The following is an 18,226-nucleotide window of genomic DNA, read 5'->3' as shown; positions in this document are numbered from 1 at the left end:
TATCTCTCCCACAACAGCGCGGCTCAGGCCGCGCTGGCGGCAAATTTCTCGTAGTAGAAGTTCGAAGGCGCGATGCCTTGCTCGCGAATGAACTGGCTGACCGCTTCGACCATCGGCGGCGGGCCGCACAGGTAGACATCGACGTCGCCATCGTTCAAATGCCGTGGCTCGATGTGCTGGGTCACGTAGCCCTTGAGCGGATGCCGGCTGTCGGGGTTGGCCACGCAGGCGCTGAAGCTGAAGTTCGGGATTCGTGCGGCGAAGGCTTCCAGTCGATCGATTTCCACCAGGTCGAAATCGTTGGTCACGCCGTAGATCAAATGCAGCGGATGCTCGCAGCCCTGCTCGGCGATTTTTTCCAGCATCGCGGTAAACGGCGCCAGGCCGGTGCCACCGGCCAGCAGCAACAACGGCCGGCGAATATCGCGCAGATAGAAACTGCCCAGCGGTCCGGCCAGGCTCATGCTGTCGCCGGCCTTGGCCATGCCGGTGAGGAAACTGCTCATCAAACCGCCGGGCACGTTGCGAATCAGGAAACTGACTTCGCCGTCACGCTGCAACGAGCTGAATGAATACGCGCGGGTCTGCTCGCTGCCGGGAACGCCGAGGTTCACATACTGCCCCGGCAAAAACGCCAGTTTGCTCAGGGCTTCGCCCTTGATCGACAGAGCGATGGTGCTGTCGGACAGCTGACGCACGGCGCTGATGGTCGCGTCGTAACTGGCCTGACGAGTACGGCAGACATCCGATGAAACCGGCACCCGCACCACGCAATCACTCTGCGCACGCATCTGGCAAGTCAGGACAAAACCCTGCTGCGCTTCGTCAGCGCTGAGGGCGTCTTCGATGTAGTCCTCGCCCAAGTCGTAGCGCCCGGCTTCGGCGAAACACTTGCAGGTGCCGCAGGCGCCGTCGCGGCAGTCCAGCGGAATATTGATGCCCTGGCGGTACGCGGCATCGGCCACGGTTTCGCCGGCGTTGGCGTCGATGAACCGGGTGACGCCATCTTCGAAATTGAACGCAATGGAATGAGTCATGACGGCCGCCTCAGAGGTGGTAAACATCGATGACCTGGCGAACGTAGTCGTTCTTCAGGATCACTTTCTTGGCCAAGATCAGCGGGTTCTCGCCGCGCACATCCAGGGTGTAGAAACTGCTGCCGAAATAGCTGTCGACGGTCTTGTAGCGAAAGCTCAGGGTGTGCCAGTTGAAACGCACCTTGCACAAGCCGTCGGCCTGTTCGATCAGCTCGATGTTGCTGAGGTTGTGCGAGGTGCGGGTGTCCGGCATGCTGGCACTGGAACGCTCGGTCTTGATGCGGAAGATGCGATCTTCCAGGCCCGTGCGGTTGCCGTACCAGATCAGCGAGATTTCCCGCTGCGGATCGATGGTCAGCTCGTCGTTGTCGTCCCAGGACGGCATCCAGAAAGTGGCGTCCGGCGCGTACAACTCCAGCCAGTCATCCCATTGCTTGTCGTCGAGGTAGCGCGCTTCGCGGTAGAGAAAATCGCGAACCACGTCATAGGTGATGGTCATTGCACGGCCTCCACTGCAATCAGTTCGGACTGTTCGGCGGCCAGGGCCTTGAGCATGGTTTGCTGCCAATATTTGTGTTGCAGCACGAACAGGCCTTCGTCTTCGGTACGCACCCCGCTGAGCAACGGGTGCAGGTCGATTTCCTTGGCCGCGTCATCGGCGCCTTCAATCCAGTGTTCGGCACCACGGGACATGTCGTTCCAGGTGGTGACGCTGCCCTGGTAACCGGTCTGGCAGGAGCGAAACTCTTCCAGATCGTCTGGAGTGGCCATGCCACTGACGTTGAAAAAGTCCTCGTACTGCCGAATGCGGCTCGAACGGGCGTGGTCGCTTTCACCTTTGGGGGCGATGCAGTAAATGGTGATTTCGGTGCGGTTGACCGAGATCGGCCGGGCGATGCGAATCTGCGAGCTGAACTGGTCCATCAGGTACACGTTCGGGTACAGGCACAGGTTGCGCGAGTTCTCGATCATCCAGTCGGCGCGAGCCTGGCCGAAGTCCCGGGCCAACTCGTCGCGACGCTCGTACAGCGGACGGTCCTCGGGGTTGGACCAACGGGTCCAGAGCAGCATGTGGCCCTTGTCGAAGGAATAGAAACCACCGCCCTGCTTGGCCCAGGTGCCGGCGCTCATGGTGCGGATGTCTTCGCCGGCTTCGCGCTGTTTGCGCTGGTTCTGGGTGGCGGCGTAGTTCCAGTGCACGGAGCTGACGTGATAGCCGTCGGCGCCGTTCTCGGCGGTGAGTTTCCAGTTGCCTTCGTAGATGTAACTGGAGGAACCACGCAGCACTTCCAGGCCATCGGCGGACTGGTCGACGATCATGTCGATGATCTTCGCCGACTCGCCCAGGTGCTCCACCAACGGCACCACATCGGCCTTGAGGCTGCCGAACAGGAAGCCGCGATAGGACTCGAAACGCGCGACTTTGGTCAGGTCGTGGGAGCCTTCGCAATTGAAGCTCGCCGGGTAGCCGGCCGCCGCCGGGTCCTTGACCTTGAGCAACTTGCCGGAGTTGTTGAAAGTCCAGCCGTGGAACGGGCAGGTGTACGAACTCTTGTTGCCGGTCTTGTGCCGGCAGAGCATCGCCCCGCGGTGGCTGCACGCATTGATAAAGGCGTTCAACTCACCGTCCTTGTTGCGCGCGATGAAGATCGACTGGCGCCCCATGGTGGTGGCGTAGAAATCGTTATTGTTGGGGATCTGGCTTTCGTGCGCCAGGTACAGCCAGTTGCCTTCGAAGATGTGTTCCATCTCGAGGTCGAACAGCCGCGGGTCAGTGAACATCTCGCGCTTGCAGCGATAGATACCCTGTTCAGGGTCTTCTTCAAGCAGGGAGTGAAGGTATTCGGGTCGCAGGGACATGGCCGCCGCCTCCATTGTTTTTATTCAGGCAGGGCCATGCTAGGACGTGGGGATGGGGCGGACTATCCGCGGGGTGCAGACCTGTATCCGTTTTGTGCAAAGGGCGGTCGGTGGTTGATGACTTGATCGTTCCCACGCTCTGCGTGGGAATGCAGCCCGGGACGCTCTGCGTCCAAAAAGCGGACGCGGAGCGTCCGTTGAGGCGTTCCCACGCGGGAGCGTGGGAACGATCAACAGGCTCATTGATCTCAGTGACGGCGCTTGAGGGTGTCGGAAGGCAATTCGCCGAACTGTTTGCGGTAGCTGTCGGAGAACCGGCCCAGGTGCAGGAAGCCGTAATCCATGGCCACTTCCGTGACGTTGCGCACGTTGCAGGTCGGATCGCTCAGGTTGGCGTGAATGCGCTCGAGCTTCTTCTGCCGGATGTAGTTTTTCGGCGTGTCCCTCGCATTGCGTTCGAACAGCCCATACAGCGAACGCAGGCTCATCCGCGCCTGGCGCGCCAGCTCTTCGCTGTCGATGTCTTGCTTGAGGTTGCGGGCGATGTAATCGACCAGCGCCTCGAACGTGGCCGAGGCTGAGCCAGGGTCGGTGCGCATGACGTTGGTTTTCATCAGGCCCAGCATCTTGCTGACCACGATTTGCGCATAGTGCTCCTGCACGCGAGGAATCGGCTCGGAAGCCTCGGCTTCCTGGCAAATCATCGCCAGCAGGCTGACGAAACCTTCCAGTTCATTGAGCTGATAACGGTTTTCCAGAAACCGCACGCCCTGCCCCGGATACCGCCAGCGCTGCTCCTCGCACACCGACGCCAACAGCCGGGTGGGGACTTTCAGGATGAATTTTTCGCAATCACTGGAATAGGTCAGATCCACCGGATCGTCCGGGTTGATCAGCAGCAACTCCCCGGGCGCGAAGTAATGTTCCTGACCGTGGCCACGCCACAGGCAATTGCCGCGCAGCAACACCTGCAAGTGATAGATGCTGTCCAGCGCGCCAGAGGTCACCCGCACGCTGGCGCCATAACTGATGCGGCACAGATCAAGGCTGGCAAACTTGCGATGATCGAGGCTGGCCAGCGGTCGTCCGACCCTGGGCATCTGCAGGCAATGGTTGCCGACATGCTGATTAACGTAGCCCGACACCGCATACGGGTCGGCATGGTCGAAGATTCTGCTGCGATGACTCAACCATTGCGCTTGCATCATCGGATCACTCTCATTGTTGTTATCGGTGGCGCCGCCATTCTAGGGTACTGCCCGAAACACAGAAGGCCACGAGATAAACGGTTGGTTATCTCGTGGCCCGATTTGGCTGGTCGAGGGGTATCAGTCCTCGAGCGCACGCACCCGCTCGTGGCGTTGCTGCTCCTCAGGCTGGGCGGACGACTGCAGGGTGAAGTCGAAATCGATTTCGGCAAAACGACCGCTTACGCCATGGGCCGCTGCACGCTGCGGATCGTCGCTGAAGGTGATCTTGGCGATCAGTTCGTCACGGGTGGCGTAGGCGAAGTCGTCATGCAGGTACTGATCGCCATCGAGGTTGACCTGGGTGGTCAGGTGACGATGATCCGGTGCCGAAATGAAGAAGTGAATGTGCGCCGGCCGCTGGCCATGACGACCCAGTTGATTGAGCAGTTGCTGAGTCGGACCATCCGGCGGGCAGCCGTAGCCCGACGGCACGATGCTACGGAAGCGATAACGGCCCTCGGCATCGGTGACGATCCGGCGACGCAGGTTGAACTCGGACTGGGTGGTGTCGAAGTACGAATAGGTGCCGCCGGTGTTGGCGTGCCAGACATCCACCACCGCCCCGGCCAGCGGTTCGCCGGCGGTGTTGAACACCCGGCCCTGCATGAACAGAATCACACCCGGATCGACGCCGTCATCGAGACGCGCTTCGCCTTGCGACAGCGGCGCACCCGCCACATACAGCGGCCCCTCGATGGTCCGCGGGGTGCCGCCGGATTTGCCGGCCTGCTCGTCTTCGGCATCCATCAACAGGTCGAGGTAATGCTCAAGACCGAGCCCGGCAACCAACAGACCGGCCTCCTGCCGCGCGCCCAGCACGTTGAGGTAATTGACGGCTTTCCAGAATTCTTCCGGGGTCACGGCCAAGTCTTCGATGATGTTCACCGAATCACGCAGGATGCGGTAAACCAGCGCTTTGACCCGCGAATCGCCGGCCTCGTTGAGCAGGCCGCTGGCCTCTTCGAGGAACTTCTGGACACTGGCGGTGTGGGAAATCTTGACGTTCATGGTGGATCCTCATCTTGTAATTATTAGCGTAGCGAACTGAACAGGCTGGGTTCAGCGGTCATCCTCGCGAATGGAAGAAGGATGCCGGCACAGCGCGTTGACCTCGATGGCCATGTACGGGTACAGCGGCAATTGCATCAGTAGGTCGTGCAGTTCCTGAACGCTGTCGACATCGAACACGCTGTAATTGGCATAGAGCCCGGCGATGCGCCACAGATGACGCCATTTGCCTTGCTCTTGCAGGCGTTGGGCCAGGGCTTTCTCGTCGGCCTTGAGCTGAGCGGCGCGCTCCGGGTTCATGTCGACCGGTAGATTCACGGTCATTTTTACGTGAAACAGCATGATGCCCTCCTCAGGCTTGATGAACGACAGTGGAACTTTTGTCCCGACGGAAAAACGCCAGGCGTTCTTCATCCAGAACCAGCCCCAGCCCCGGTGTTGACGGGACGTGCAGTTGGAAATCGCGGTAGACCAATGGCTCGCTGAGGATGTCTTCGGTCAGCAGCAGCGGGCCGAACAATTCGGTATCCCAGCTCAATGTATTCAGGGTGACAAAGGCATGGGCCGAGGCCAGCGTGCCGATACCGCCTTCGAGCATGGTGCCACCGTACAGGCCGATACCGGCCGCCTCGGCAATCGCGGCGGTTCGCAGCACGGCGCGCGGGCCGCCGTTCTTGGCGATTTTCAGAGCGAACACCGAAGCGGCGCCTTCCCGTGCCAGGTTAAAGGCATCTTCCACGCATTCGATGGATTCATCGGCCATGATCGGCGCCGGGCTCATGGCATTCAGGCGCACCATGCCGGCGCGGTTATTGCGCGAGATCGGTTGTTCGATCAGGTCGATGCCGTTGGTGCCGAGGATCCGGCAGGCCCGCAGAGCGACTGCTTCGTCCCAGGCCTGATTGACATCGACCCGCACGCTGGCGCGATCGCCCAAGGCCTTTTTGATCGCAATGACGTGAGCCAGGTCGCGGTTGACCTCGCCGGCGCCGATTTTCAGCTTGAAGATCCGGTGGCGGCGCAGGTCGAGCATTTTTTCCGCTTCGGCAATGTCCTTGGCGGTGTCGCCGCTGGCCAGGGTCCAGGCCACCGGCAACGCATCGCGAACCCGTCCGCCCAACAGTTCGCTGACCGACAGGCCAAGGCGCTTGCCTTGGGCGTCGAGCAAGGCGCTTTCGATACCCGATTTGGCGAAGGTGTTGCCACGAATGCTGCGCTCCAGGCGCAACATCGCGGCATTCACATTGCCGCTGTCCTGGCCGATCAGCAGTGGCGCGAAGTGTTTGTCGATGTTGGTCTTGATGCTGTCCGGGCTTTCGTTGCCGTAGGCCAGGCCGCCAATGGTGGTCGACTCACCGATACCCTCAATGCCATCGGCACAGCGCACCCGAATGATCACCAAGGTCTGGTTCTGCATGGTGTGCATCGCCAGCTTGTGTGGGCGAATGGTCGGCAGATCGACGATGATCGTCTCGATCGATTCAATGACTGTTGCAAGCATGTCGCGATACCCGTCAGGTTCTTAAAGTTCTGGAACCGATTCTGGTACGGCTTTTTTCGGGAAGCCAATATAGAATTGGTCTGACTCGATACCTTAAAGGTATTTAACAGATCGACGTCTGGAGGCCCCATGGAACTGCGTCACCTGCGATATTTTCAGGTGTTGGCTCAAACCCTCAACTTCACCCGCGCCGCCGAACTGCTGCACATCGCCCAACCGCCGCTGAGCCGGCAGATCCAGCAGCTGGAAGACGAACTCGGGGTACTGCTGCTGGAGCGCGGCCGACCGTTGAAGCTGACCGACGCCGGGCGTTTTTTCCATGAACACTCCACCGCCCTGCTCGAACAACTGAGCAAGGTCTGCGACAACACGCGGCGGATCGGCCTGGGCGAAAAGACCTGGCTGGGCATCGGCTTTGCGCCCTCGACCCTCTATGGCGTGCTGCCGGAACTGATTCGCCGGTTGCGCAGCGGCGAGCCTCTGGCGCTGGAGTTGGGGCTCTCGGAAATGACCACGTTGCAACAGGTGCAGGCGCTCAAGGCCGGGCGTATCGATATCGGCTTCGGGCGCATCCGCATCGACGACCCGGCCATTCTGCAGACCGTGCTCACCGAAGACCGACTGGTGGCCGCCCTGCCCGCCGGCCACCCGCTCCTCGCCAGGCCCATCAACCTTCGGGAACTGGCCAAGGAACCCTTTGTGCTCTATCCCGGCAACCCGCGTCCGAGTTACGCCGACCACGTGATCGCATTGTTCGAAGCCAGTGGCGTGCACATCAAGGTGGCGCAATGGACCAACGAGCTGCAAACGGCGATTGGTCTGGTGGGGGCGGGAATCGGGGTAACGCTGGTACCGGCCTCGGTGCAGTTGCTTCACCGAGACGACATTGGCTTTACCCCGGTGCTGGAAGACAACGCGACCTCGCCGATCATCCTCAGCAGGCGCGTGGGCGATGTGTCGCCGGGGTTGAATCATTGCTTGCAGATGATCGATGAACTGCTGCCGCGCGACAGACCTGCAGACTAGGCCACGACACCGGCGAACGCTCGGCGACCGGCACGCATTTCTGTGCGAAGTTCGCCGATCAGCTTGGAAATATCGCGAACACTGATCAGTTTGTCGGGGGATACGCCGGTGATCAACAACTCAATCCGCCCGGTGCTCTGATCGAAAACCTTGATCCGCAAGGTTTCATCATGGTTCACGGTGCATTCGCAGGAGAGCGGCTTGAAACCGGACTCGACAATCTGGCAAAGCTGCTCAATTGAAACCATGACAGACGCCCCTCCATGGACGGTTTTCAGATTGGATCCACTGAGATTAGTTCAGCTTGCGCAATGCGCCAGTGAGCTTCGTAGGAGCTGGCGAGCCCGCGTTCGCCGTAGCAGCTGTCGAGCTTGCGAGGCTGCGAGGCTGCGTTCGGCTGCGCAGCAGTCGTCAAACCAGAACTTGCGGTGCATCAGGCAAACCCCGCCAGCCGGATTCACGACTGCTGCGCAGCCGAACGCAGCCTCGCAGGCTCGACAGCTGCTACACAGTCAATCACCCCCGACGTCGTTCAGTGAGCATCCCCATCCCATATCCAATTCCAGATCCCCGGCAAACGAACAGGCTCGGAACTCTGCTTGACGGTGCGCGCCATGGCCGCCCGCTGTAGCGCTGCAGTGACGTCGTAAAACGGTTTCTGCGCCGTGGCCAGACCGGTGGCGTTGGCACTGTCGAGGAGGATTTGCAGGTATTCACGAGCATGCCGGGCGGTGTAGCGGTTGAGGTCGTGAAAGGTCACCACCACCGGAATCACCCCGTCCACCGTCGGCAACTGGCCAAGGGCGATGCGCTCGCGCACTTCGGACAGCTGCCGCAGCATATTGGCCCGCCGCCGAGGGCTGGCATTGAAGCCCCAGATCTTGCCGTCATTGGCGCTCAGGTCGGTCAGCAGTACATGCATGCCGTGCTGCTGATAGGCCGCGAAAGTGCGCTTGTCATAATTCCAGAACGGCGGACGCACCAGGATCGGCGAGGCGCCAGTGATCGCGGCGATGTCTGCGCTGCCGTTGGTCAGCGACTGTTCCAGTTGTTCCGGCTCCAGGGAGCGATGGTTGGTGTGATGGGGAGTGGCCGTGTGGAAGCCCAGCAGATGCCCTTCGGCCTGCTCGCGCCGCATGAGCTGGCGGCCCACGTCACTGCCGCCGGCGCCCGAGGCGCGTGTCTGCACGAAGAACACGGCTTTGATGTCCGGTTGCAGCGGATTGCGCGCCAGGCTGTCGAGTACAGTGGCGGTCGGGTTGTAAAAACCGGACGCGCTGGGCCCGTCGTCGAAGGTCAGCAGAAAGCGGATCGGCGCCTGCGCTTGCAGACGCTGTTGCGTCTGCGGCGTCATTTCAATGGGCGCGGCGATGCAGCCAAACAGGCCGACAGCGATGGCGAATACGGATAGAACCTTGATCAACTGCTTCATGTTTTGCCTTGGGCCAGACCTTGCGACCGTCACGTTTAATGGCAAAAGCCCCTCGCCCATTCATCCTTCGACCGGCCCGCCAATCGCTGCGAGCCGAGGTTGGATAAGGGTACACAGTGTTTGGTTCCAGCGCCTGCTCCCCAGGTGATTGCATTTCAAACTACAAAAACTAAAAAGCCCTGCCATCAATTGGCGGGGCTTTGGGGATGTGCAAACCGATCAGGGCTTCAGCGGGTATTCCTGGTCGCGGTCCGACAGCTCCTTGCCGTCGTCGGGGTGCTTCCAGTCCGGCGTCGAACGCTTCTGCCGCTCGATTTCTTCCTCCGTCGGTTCATCGGGCTCATCATCCAGGTCCGGACGCTTTGGTTCAGTGGCCATGTCCACCTCCCGTCCTCAAGGGATCATCCGTTAAGCGTAGAACAGTTTCGCGCCGGACGATTCAGAGCCACCAGCGCAGTAAAAAGAAAAAGCCCATGCTCAACAACATGCTGAGCAGAGTATTGCGGGTGTAAAGCACCAGGCCCACAGCCACCAGCGAACTGATCAGGTAGGGGTTGTCCCACTGCAGGTTCAGCTGTTTGTCGGGCATGAACACAATCGGCCCGCAGATCGCGGTGAGCATGCCCGGCACCGCGAAACCGAGGAACTGCCGGGCATTGCTGCTCAAGCGCACCGGCAGCCGAGGTTCGAGAAAGACGTAGCGGTTCAGGAACACCAGCAGGCCCATCCCGATAATCACAGCCCAGACCATCATGTGCGCCCCATGTAGAGTTTGTTGCAGATAAAGCCCGCCGTCATGCCCGCCAACCCCGACAGCACCAGCGCCGAGCCCCATTGCCAATAGCTGAACAGCACCGAACAGAACAGCGAGACCGCCACGCAGACTACCGTCGGAACGTTGCGCACCACCGGCGTGATCAAGGCGATAAACGTCGCCGCGATGGAGAAATCCAGCCCCAGGTGTTCGAGGCCCGGAATGCTGCTGCCCAGCACAATGCCCGCCAGGGTGAAGAGGTTCCATGCGATGTAAAACGTCAGGCCCACGCCGAGGGCGTACCAGCGGTTGAACTGCTGTTTGTCGTGCTGGCTGGTCAGGGCGAACAACTCGTCGGTGAGCAAAAAACCCAGCCCGATACGCCAGCGGCCCGGCAACGGCGAAATCACCGAACGCATGCTCATCCCGTACAGCAAATGCTGGGAGGTCAGCAGCAACGTGGTCAACAGAATCGAAAAGACCCCGGCGCCGCCCTTGAGCATGCCGATGGCGACCAATTGCGCCGCGCCGGCAAACACGATGCTCGACAGCCCCTGGCCTTGCAGGGGCGTGAGGTTGGCCTCGATGGCCATGGAACCGGCCAGCAATCCCCAGGGCGCGGTCGCCAGGGACAACGGCATGATGGCCGCTGCGCCACGAAGGAATGCAGTGCGCGGCATGAATGAGTTGGACATAACGCTCTACAACCAGGAAAAGACTTCAGACTGTGCCAGCAGTCATGGCCGATGGCTTGAACAATCTTGCGCACTTGCAACGACTTCACGATTGACAAATACCCCGTCGGCTTTTAAAACTGGGCGCCTCATTCAGGGTGTAAGCAACCATGTCCGCAACCTTCAACCTCAACACTGTCGTCATTGGCTTGATTGCCAAGGCGCAAGGTTGCGTTGCGCACGCCCCTAAATCGAAGAAACAGTCGCTCATGTGACCGGGGCGCGCTGTCCCGTCAGATGAGCTGACAGGACATTGAGCGCGACGGACACCCCTCCTCTTGCTGACTTCCTTCTACGCTTCTGACGGTGACGAAATCGGTCAACCTTCAGGAGAAAGTGCATGTCGTCGTTTCAAGGTATCTGGGTTCCCATCGTTACGCCGTTTCACAATGGTGCGATCGACTTCGCCGGATTGCGGCGGCTGGTCAGTCGTCTGCTGGAAAAAGGCGTCGATGGCATAGTGGTCTGCGGCACCACCGGGGAAGCCGCGGCGCTGGGCAAACACGAGCAACTGGCGGTGCTCGATGCGGTGCTGGAACAGGTTCCACCAGAACGCGTGGTCATGGGCCTGGCTGGCAACAACCTCACCGAGTTGCTGCAATTTCAAAGCGAAATCCTGAAACGTCCCCTGGCGGGCCTGCTGGTTCCGCCGCCGTACTACATCCGCCCTTCCCAGGCCGGCCTCGAAGCCTTTTTCAAGACCGTCGCCGATGCGTCCAGCGCCCCGATTATTCTCTACGACATCCCCTATCGCACCGGCATAGCCTTCGAGCAGGCGACCCTGCTCCGGATCGTCGCCCATGAGCGGATCGTCGCGATCAAGGACTGCGGCGGCAACCCAGCCAACACCTTCGCATTGCTCTCCAGCGGTAACGTTGACGTGCTGTGCGGCGAAGATAATCAGATCTTCGGCGCGCTATGCCTGGGTGCCAAAGGCGCGATTGCCGCCTCGGCCCATATTCATCCCGAACTGTTCGTGACGCTGTATCAACAGATTCGCGACAACCGCTTAGCGGCCGGCCGAACGACCTTCTTCCAGTTGCTGCCGCTGATCCACAGCCTGTTCATCGAGCCCAATCCCGCCCCGGTGAAAACTGCCCTGGCCCTTGAAGGATTGATCCGCGACGAGCTGCGAGCGCCGATGCAACGCAGCAGTGAAAGCACGACGGTGCGTTTGAAAGAAGTACTGGCAGCGCTTGAAGGCGGCAATCGATAGAGCACAAGCGTCCAGCCCGAGTACCATGGAGCGATTCACATAACGCGTCAGGGAATCGACATGTTTTACCGAATCGCCGCCGACGGGCTGGTGCTGTCTCACTTGCTGTTCATTCTGTTCGTGCTGTTCGGCGGGCTGCTGGTGCTAAAATGGCGCCACCTGATCTGGTGGCACCTGCCCGCCGCTGCATGGGGTGTGATCGTGGAAGTCTTCCACCTGGCATGCCCACTCACCGAATGGGAAAACCGCATGCGCCACGCGGCCGGGCAAACCGGTTACGGCGGCGGTTTTATCGAACATTACGTGTGGCCGATCATTTATCCGGCCGGGCTGACGCCCACGATTCAACTGGCACTGGGCAGCGTGGTGTTGGCGCTCAACGTGCTGATCTATACGCGGCTGTTCCGGCAATGGAAGCATCCGACCCGTTCAGGCAGTAACCACCGGCCCGGTTGAGCTCAGTTGGCAATGACGCTCATGTTCCGGCCGCTGGCCTTGGCCACATACAGCGCCTTGTCCGCGGCGCCGACCATGTCATCGGGCTGGGCTTGCGCAGCCGGGTCGTAGGCGCAGACACCCACGCTGACCGTGACCACGCCCTCCACACCTTCAACGTGTTTGATGCCGGCCTGCTGAACGGCGCGACGAATCTTTTCCGCTATCAGAAACGCCCCCACATAGTCGGTACCGGGCAGCACCACCGTAAACTCCTCACCACCGAAGCGAGCCGCGAGATCGCCGGGGCGCTTGATGTTATCGGTGATGATGGCGCTGATTTTGCACAGACACTGATCGCCCGCCAAATGACCGTAGTGGTCATTGAAGCTCTTGAAGTGGTCGACATCGATCATCAGCAGCGCAAGATGGGCCTGGCTACGCCTGGCGCGGCCCATTTCCGCGAGAATGAACAGGTCGAATTGACGCCGGTTGGAAAGCCCCGTCAGTGCATCCTCCAGTGCCAACAACTCCAGGCTGCGGTTGACCTCAATGAGTTTGTCCTGAGTCTCCAACAGATTGTTCTGAATATGATTCTGCTGCTTCATGAGGCGGATCAGGCGATAACCGAGAGCCCCCAGAAACCCCAGCAGCAACAGGACGATGCCCGCACTGAATATTGATTCCTGCCGCCAACTGGCCAGGACTTCATCCTTGTCGAGCCCGGCAAAGACGACAAGCGGATACCCCTCGACCCGTCGAAACCCCACGACCCGCACCACCCCGTCGACAAAGGACCTGACCGTTGCCGTACCGGAATCGCCTTTGGGCAGCAGCTGGGTAAACAGCGGCCCTTTGGCGACACTGGTGCCGATATCGGCTTCGTTGAACGGGCGCCGAACGACGATGGTGGCGTCATCGGAGATCAGGTTGATCACGCCGTTATTGCCCATGTCGATGCTGTTGTACAAATCCAGGAAATGCTTGAGGTAGATCGAAGCCACCACCACGCCGGCAAACCGGCCATCAGGGTGATTGATCCGGCGTGACACGGTCATGATCCACTCACCGGTCGAGCGACTTTTTATCGACGGACCGATATGCGGACCGCGGTCGGGATGATCACGGTGGTAGATGAAATATTCACGGTCGGAATTATTGGCATTGGGCGGTATGACGTTAATGGCATTGGCGAGCCAGCGTCCTTCTTCGTCGAAAACGAACAGCCCATGGATCTGTACCAACTCACTGCGCTGAGCCTGGAGCAAACGTTGCAGTCGGGGAAATTTATCCGGTTGCATGCCGTCGTTTTCGAGGCGATCCACCAGGGCAAACAGCAGCGTGTCGGCTTGCTTGATCGATGCCTGCGCCTGCGATGCCAGGGTTTGCGCCAGGTTGGACATTGCCACTTCGCTGTCACGCAGATGGTACTGACGCGAGTTCCAGCTTTCCCCGATCACAATGGCCATCAAAGACAGGCACACCGCAATCAGCAGAGAAACCGCGTATCGAACCTTGAGCGTTGTCTCAACCGGCTCGGGCACCCAAGGCGTGGCGAACCGAGTGTGTTCAATACGATCTTTGACGGACGGATGCCCCATGACGCTCCCTGAATCCCTTATGACATGGCGAATTTTCCCGTTCGCCCTTTTAGCGCCAGCCAGCCGTGACCGGCGCTCAAACCATTACAACCCGCTACCGATACGATAGGTGATTTGCACAAAAACGCTCATTGCCAGCGATCGTAATCGCTACATCGGCGTCTGTTTGATCGCCTCAAACCAGGCCGGATTCAATCGCGTCTGTTCGGTATCGATGCCCAACGCTTCCATCCGCGCCTTGTGTTGATCCATCTCGCGGGCCAGCTGACTATGATCGCTGGAGTTGCCGTCCAACTGGTGCATCTGGCTCAGCCCCAAGTGATAAAAGCGCAGCAGCTTCATGGCGGCAGGGTCGCCCTGCTCCACTGCCGCCGTCACCTGGTGCATGACGTTGGTGACGCTCATCAGGCTGCGCTTGAGCTGCCAACCATAGACCGCTGGCGCCATCCACTCCTGGCTCCAGAACTTGCCGCGCATCAGCGCCACCGTCAGCAACAACGCGGCAAACACCCCGCCCACGTTGAACCGCAGATTATCGCCGCCGGGTTCACCGAACAACGTCACCGCCGCCGTCGACAGCACCATCGCCAGCGCCAGGAACATCAGGGCGATGATCACCGTGCTGCGCCGCGTCTGGCGTCGATAGGTTTCGGCATTCATTGGCTGGATTTCGAACATCGCGACGGGGTTCCTTGCATCGATGGTAAAAGGCGCTGTGACAAAAAGACTGCGAGGCATTATCGCCTCCCCGAAGGATTTAGCTATGCTGGAGCTCCTTTTCATCTTTTCATCGTCAAACGGGAGCATGGCGATACAGCGCAGTTCGTGCCATCTTCATCATGGATACACACTATTCGGATGCCATGCGCCGTTGCTGGCGGGTGACATCGTTTTAAGGATCATTGAATGACCCAACGACATGTAATCAACGCCTCGGTCAGCCCTAAAGGCAGCCTGGAAACGCTCTCCCAGCGTGAAGTGCAGCAACTGAGCGAAGCATCATCCGGCATCACCTACACCCTCTTCCGCCAGTGCGCCCTGGCCATCCTCAATACCGGCGCCCACGTTGATAACGCCAAGACCATTCTGGAAGCCTACAAAGACTTCGAAATCCGCATTCACCAGCAAGACCGTGGCGTACGCCTGGAACTGCTGAACGCCCCCGCCGACGCTTTCGTCGATGGCGAAATGATCGCCAGCACCCGCGAAATGCTCTTCAGCGCCCTGCGCGACATCGTCTACACCGAAAACGAACTCGACGCCTTGAGCATCGACCTGAGCACCTCCCAGGGCATCAGCGACTACGTCTTCCACCTGCTGCGCAACGCCCGCACCCTGCGCCCCGGCGTCGAGCCGAAAATCGTGGTGTGCTGGGGCGGCCACTCGATCAACACCGAAGAATACAAATACACCAAGAAAGTCGGCCACGAACTCGGCCTGCGCAGCCTGGACATCTGCACCGGTTGCGGCCCTGGCGTGATGAAAGGCCCGATGAAAGGCGCGACCATCGCCCATGCCAAGCAACGCATCCACGGCGGTCGCTACCTCGGTTTGACTGAACCTGGGATCATCGCCGCCGAGGCGCCGAACCCGATCGTCAACGAACTGGTGATCCTGCCGGACATCGAGAAACGCCTGGAAGCGTTCGTGCGGGTCGGCCACGGCATCATCATTTTCCCAGGTGGCGCGGGCACGGCCGAAGAGTTCTTGTACCTGCTCGGCATCCTGATGCACCCGGACAACCAGGACCTGCCGTTCCCGGTGGTCCTTACCGGGCCGAAAAGCGCCGCGCCGTATCTGGAGCAACTGCACGCCTTCGTCGGCGCAACCCTCGGTGAAGAAGCGCAGCAGCACTACGAGATCATCATCGACGACCCGGCTGAAGTGGCGCGGCAGATGACTCAGGGCCTCAAAGCGGTCAAACAGTTCCGCCGCGAGCGCAACGACGCGTTCCATTTCAACTGGCTGCTGAAGATCGACGAAGGCTTCCAGCGCCCGTTCGACCCGACCCACGCCAACATGGCCAACCTGCAACTGAGCCGCAACCTGCCGTCCCACGAACTGGCCGCCAACCTGCGCCGCGCGTTCTCCGGCATCGTCGCCGGCAACGTCAAGGACAAGGGCATCCGCCTGATCGAAGAACACGGGCCGTACCAGATTCGCGGTGATGCCGAGGTCTTGCAGCCGCTGGACCATTTGCTCAAAGCCTTCGTTGCCCAGCACCGGATGAAACTGCCGGGCGGCGCGGCGTATGTGCCGTGTTACCAAGTAGTGGCTTGATACGCAAAACCCTGTGGAAGCGGGCGTGAGTTGCCGTTTAAACCACCGGAAACAAGAAACCCCGCGTGATGCGGGGTTTCTTGCATTTAAGGGGCTCAGTCAGGAACCCATTGTGGCGAGGGGGCTTGCCCCCGTTGGGTTGCGAAGCGCCCCCAAAACCTGCAACTGCATGTTTTCAGATACACCGCATATACCGGTTTTGCGACGGCTGCGCCGCCGAACGGGGGCAAGCCCCCTCGCCACAACAAGCCCCTTTTGCCAAAGATCCTAGCTAGTCTTGTGGATCGAAATTATCCAGCACCCGGTTCACCGCCAACTCCCCAAGCATGACCACCGATTGAATCCCCAACATCACATTGCGATGTGGCATGTCCATCAGTCCGGCGAACTCACTGAGCATCATGCTCGCTGACGCCAGGGATTCGCAGGCGTTAACCAACAGGGTTTCGTTATCGACCTTCTCACCCACATGGTAAATGGTGCTGGGTTTGCGCTGGGTGGCTTTGGGGATGGGTGGTTTGAGGTAGTGGTCGAGGGCGCGGTCGGCGGCTTCGTGGAGTTTTTTGGAATCGAGGGATTCGTAGGGGGATGTTGGATCGGTTTCTGGTGGATTCGGTGTTGGTTTGAACATGTGAAGCTCCTTGATGAGTGAAGCTACCGCCGTTCGCGGTCAAACGAACAAGGTGGCAGCTGTACGCGGGTTGACCGACCGGACATCAAGGAATCCGGCACACCGAAGTGTCCCACGCACAGCCACCGCGACACGATATTTCAGGCAATGCCTGAAAAGGTCTTGGACGCTGGCGCGCCTTGATTTGTTCGGACGGTCAAATCCGATCGCTGATTGGTCAGCGACCCGGAAACGATAGAACCCGGCCTCAAGGCGCACAAGCCGGCGGATTCTGGCGTAGTCGTAGGCAGCGGCGCAAGAATGTGTAGCCTGAGTGAGTATCTGGAAGTGTCGTTTAAACAATGCTTGTTTAGCGGTCTGATACCCAGCCTTGTGATGGCTGTACCGGCCTCATCGCGGGCAAGCCCGCTCCCACAGGTGTCTGCTTTGACCAAAGGATTTGTGAACGACAGCGATCACTGTGGGAGCAGAAAACAAAGGAAAACAAAGGGGACAGATTTATTTTCTGACCACTACGCCCGAAGCAAACATCTGGCCGGCGTCCCCTTTCCCACGTTTTTGCTCACCCATCAAAAAAGAATCGTGGTCTACCCCCTATGTCCCATCAAGTCTCATGACGCGGGCGTAGCGTTAATATCAAAACCACCTTGCTCATTTATTTCCGCATCCGCCTTCAATATCTCAAAGTCACAACGGCCTTTATTCAATCGAACTTTTATCTCATATAGCCCATTTGCATGAGGACTAACGAACTCAACCTGAAGAGCGTAATCTCCGTCGACCAACTCCAAAGACAAAACATCCGAGATACTACCGACTTCAATATTGCGATTATTTACCGTGAATGGCACTTTGAAAGCCCGCACCACATCTGCACTCAGCTTTGGCACTTCCTCATTAATAAAGAGATCAATCTTATGATCACCCTCATCAACCAACGCTCTAAAAGAAGCACTACCTACTCTCCAAGAAAATCCTTGCGTATAGCTTCGATCGCTCCAATCGTTATACGGCTGATCAAGCGAGCTTAGGAATACGCAAAATTGTGAGTACGATAAATATACATTCACTTCAAACTTAGCCATCAGTCCACCACCTTAATCCTGACTTTCTCTCCATCAGACAACCCGCGACATGCATTCCCTATGCATGCACCAGCCCCCATATTATCCTTCGGACTTATAGGTCTAACACTCGCTCCCGCCCCACCTTCCTTAAACATTGCTGGTGGATACTCATCCAGCTGTTTCCCTGGGACCTTCGGAAGACCACCGATAGATTCCTTTCTGTTCGTGCCTGTGCTATTCGCAGGTGTTTCGTGTACACGTCATCAGGTTCCTGAGCACCTGTCATGTTTCCCTCCTGCGACTCCTGTTACCGACGCCGCCTTTCCTCCACCGGGTCCAGTCGGGTCTGTTCCCCGGCTTCAACGGTACTACGCAGCGTTCCGACTCCCGTTGC

General features: G+C 59.3%; 21 protein-coding genes. 4 read left to right on the top strand and 17 right to left on the bottom strand.

Annotated elements, in window-relative coordinates; genetic code table 11:
• Positions 1-23: 23 nt before the first annotated feature.
• From benC to PSH69_RS11590, 7 genes are all read right to left on the bottom strand, one after another.
• Entirely contained in the window at positions 24-1,037 is a 1,014-nt protein-coding gene (gene benC, locus PSH69_RS11620; RefSeq protein ID WP_305412095.1) for a benzoate 1,2-dioxygenase electron transfer component BenC, read from the bottom strand.
• Positions 1,038-1,047: 10 nt separating this feature from the next.
• A complete protein-coding gene (gene benB / locus PSH69_RS11615) occupies positions 1,048-1,536 on the bottom strand; it encodes a benzoate 1,2-dioxygenase small subunit (RefSeq protein ID WP_230172038.1) in 489 nt (162 codons plus the stop codon).
• Entirely contained in the window at positions 1,533-2,897 is a 1,365-nt protein-coding gene (gene benA / locus PSH69_RS11610; protein WP_305412093.1) for a benzoate 1,2-dioxygenase large subunit, read from the bottom strand. The genes benB and benA overlap by 4 nt, the downstream gene beginning before the upstream one ends.
• A 248-nt stretch (positions 2,898-3,145) precedes the next feature.
• Complete coding sequence (locus tag PSH69_RS11605; protein WP_305412091.1) at positions 3,146-4,105, bottom strand: AraC family transcriptional regulator; 960 nt, start codon at positions 4,103-4,105, stop codon at positions 3,146-3,148.
• 120 nt (positions 4,106-4,225) lie between these two features.
• Positions 4,226-5,155, bottom strand: a complete 930-nt coding sequence (gene catA / locus PSH69_RS11600; RefSeq protein ID WP_305412090.1) for a catechol 1,2-dioxygenase — start codon at positions 5,153-5,155, stop codon at positions 4,226-4,228.
• A 51-nt stretch (positions 5,156-5,206) separates the two neighbouring features.
• Positions 5,207-5,497 (bottom strand): muconolactone Delta-isomerase, encoded by a 291-nt coding sequence (gene catC, locus PSH69_RS11595; protein ID WP_007936026.1) that lies wholly within the window; start codon positions 5,495-5,497, stop codon positions 5,207-5,209.
• A gap of 10 nt (positions 5,498-5,507) precedes the next feature.
• Positions 5,508-6,656, bottom strand: coding sequence for a muconate cycloisomerase family protein (locus PSH69_RS11590; protein WP_305412088.1), 1,149 nt, complete (start codon positions 6,654-6,656; stop codon positions 5,508-5,510).
• A 129-nt stretch (positions 6,657-6,785) separates the two neighbouring features.
• Between PSH69_RS11590 and PSH69_RS11585 the strand changes: the two genes are divergently transcribed.
• Complete coding sequence (locus tag PSH69_RS11585) at positions 6,786-7,682, top strand: LysR family transcriptional regulator (protein ID WP_305412086.1); 897 nt, start codon at positions 6,786-6,788, stop codon at positions 7,680-7,682.
• Here the strand turns inward: PSH69_RS11585 and PSH69_RS11580 are convergent.
• The 5 genes from PSH69_RS11580 to PSH69_RS11560 form a co-directional block, all read right to left on the bottom strand.
• Entirely contained in the window at positions 7,679-7,930 is a 252-nt protein-coding gene (locus PSH69_RS11580; protein ID WP_305412084.1) for a DUF1652 domain-containing protein, read from the bottom strand. The genes PSH69_RS11585 and PSH69_RS11580 overlap by 4 nt on opposite strands.
• A gap of 284 nt (positions 7,931-8,214) precedes the next feature.
• The gene (locus PSH69_RS11575; RefSeq protein ID WP_305412083.1) at positions 8,215-9,114 is read right to left on the bottom strand and encodes a polysaccharide deacetylase family protein; all 900 of its coding nucleotides are present in this window, start codon (positions 9,112-9,114) and stop codon (positions 8,215-8,217) included.
• A gap of 219 nt (positions 9,115-9,333) precedes the next feature.
• Complete coding sequence (locus tag PSH69_RS11570) at positions 9,334-9,492, bottom strand: hypothetical protein (protein ID WP_305412081.1); 159 nt, start codon at positions 9,490-9,492, stop codon at positions 9,334-9,336.
• A gap of 61 nt (positions 9,493-9,553) precedes the next feature.
• Positions 9,554-9,865 (bottom strand): AzlD domain-containing protein, encoded by a 312-nt coding sequence (locus tag PSH69_RS11565; protein ID WP_162830927.1) that lies wholly within the window; start codon positions 9,863-9,865, stop codon positions 9,554-9,556.
• On the bottom strand, positions 9,865-10,563 hold the full coding sequence (locus tag PSH69_RS11560) for an AzlC family ABC transporter permease (RefSeq protein ID WP_305412080.1): 699 nt from the start codon (positions 10,561-10,563) through the stop codon (positions 9,865-9,867). Before PSH69_RS11560 ends, PSH69_RS11565 begins: the two co-directional genes overlap by 1 nt.
• A 379-nt stretch (positions 10,564-10,942) precedes the next feature.
• Here PSH69_RS11560 and dapA point away from each other — a divergent pair, with 379 nt between their 5' ends.
• Both dapA and PSH69_RS11550 read left to right on the top strand, forming a co-directional pair.
• The gene (dapA, locus tag PSH69_RS11555) at positions 10,943-11,818 is read left to right on the top strand and encodes a 4-hydroxy-tetrahydrodipicolinate synthase (RefSeq protein ID WP_305412078.1); all 876 of its coding nucleotides are present in this window, start codon (positions 10,943-10,945) and stop codon (positions 11,816-11,818) included.
• A 60-nt stretch (positions 11,819-11,878) separates the two neighbouring features.
• Positions 11,879-12,274, top strand: coding sequence for a DUF2784 domain-containing protein (locus tag PSH69_RS11550; protein WP_305412076.1), 396 nt, complete (start codon positions 11,879-11,881; stop codon positions 12,272-12,274).
• 2 nt (positions 12,275-12,276) lie between these two features.
• Here PSH69_RS11550 and PSH69_RS11545 read toward each other — a convergent pair whose 3' ends face one another.
• Both PSH69_RS11545 and PSH69_RS11540 read right to left on the bottom strand, forming a co-directional pair.
• Positions 12,277-13,854: a sensor domain-containing diguanylate cyclase gene (locus tag PSH69_RS11545; protein ID WP_305412075.1), complete on the bottom strand. Its 1,578-nt coding sequence runs from the start codon at positions 13,852-13,854 to the stop codon at positions 12,277-12,279.
• 150 nt (positions 13,855-14,004) lie between these two features.
• A complete protein-coding gene (locus PSH69_RS11540) occupies positions 14,005-14,532 on the bottom strand; it encodes a DUF3087 domain-containing protein (RefSeq protein WP_305412074.1) in 528 nt (175 codons plus the stop codon).
• Between the two features lie 228 nt (positions 14,533-14,760).
• On the opposite strand from PSH69_RS11540, the gene ppnN reads away from it, so the two are divergent.
• Positions 14,761-16,134: a nucleotide 5'-monophosphate nucleosidase PpnN gene (gene ppnN, locus PSH69_RS11535; protein WP_096480647.1), complete on the top strand. Its 1,374-nt coding sequence runs from the start codon at positions 14,761-14,763 to the stop codon at positions 16,132-16,134.
• A 271-nt stretch (positions 16,135-16,405) separates the two neighbouring features.
• Here the strand turns inward: ppnN and PSH69_RS11530 are convergent, their stop codons facing one another.
• From PSH69_RS11530 to PSH69_RS11520, 3 genes are all read right to left on the bottom strand, one after another.
• Positions 16,406-16,765, bottom strand: a complete 360-nt coding sequence (locus tag PSH69_RS11530; RefSeq protein WP_305412072.1) for a DUF6124 family protein — start codon at positions 16,763-16,765, stop codon at positions 16,406-16,408.
• Positions 16,766-17,376: 611 nt separating this feature from the next.
• Positions 17,377-17,850 carry a competence protein ComJ gene (gene comJ / locus PSH69_RS11525; protein ID WP_305412071.1) on the bottom strand — a complete coding sequence of 158 codons (474 nt, stop codon included), beginning with the start codon at positions 17,848-17,850 and terminating at the stop codon, positions 17,377-17,379.
• Positions 17,850-17,987, bottom strand: coding sequence for a hypothetical protein (locus tag PSH69_RS11520; RefSeq protein ID WP_305412069.1), 138 nt, complete (start codon positions 17,985-17,987; stop codon positions 17,850-17,852). Before PSH69_RS11520 ends, comJ begins: the two co-directional genes overlap by 1 nt.
• Between the last annotated feature and the right edge of the window lie 239 nt (positions 17,988-18,226).

The sequence above is a fragment of the Pseudomonas sp. FP1740 genome, assembly GCF_030687165.1.
Classification (GTDB): domain Bacteria; phylum Pseudomonadota; class Gammaproteobacteria; order Pseudomonadales; family Pseudomonadaceae; genus Aquipseudomonas.
Note: the sequence above shows the minus strand (reverse complement) of the source record. Positions and strands in the feature narration are given on the sequence as shown.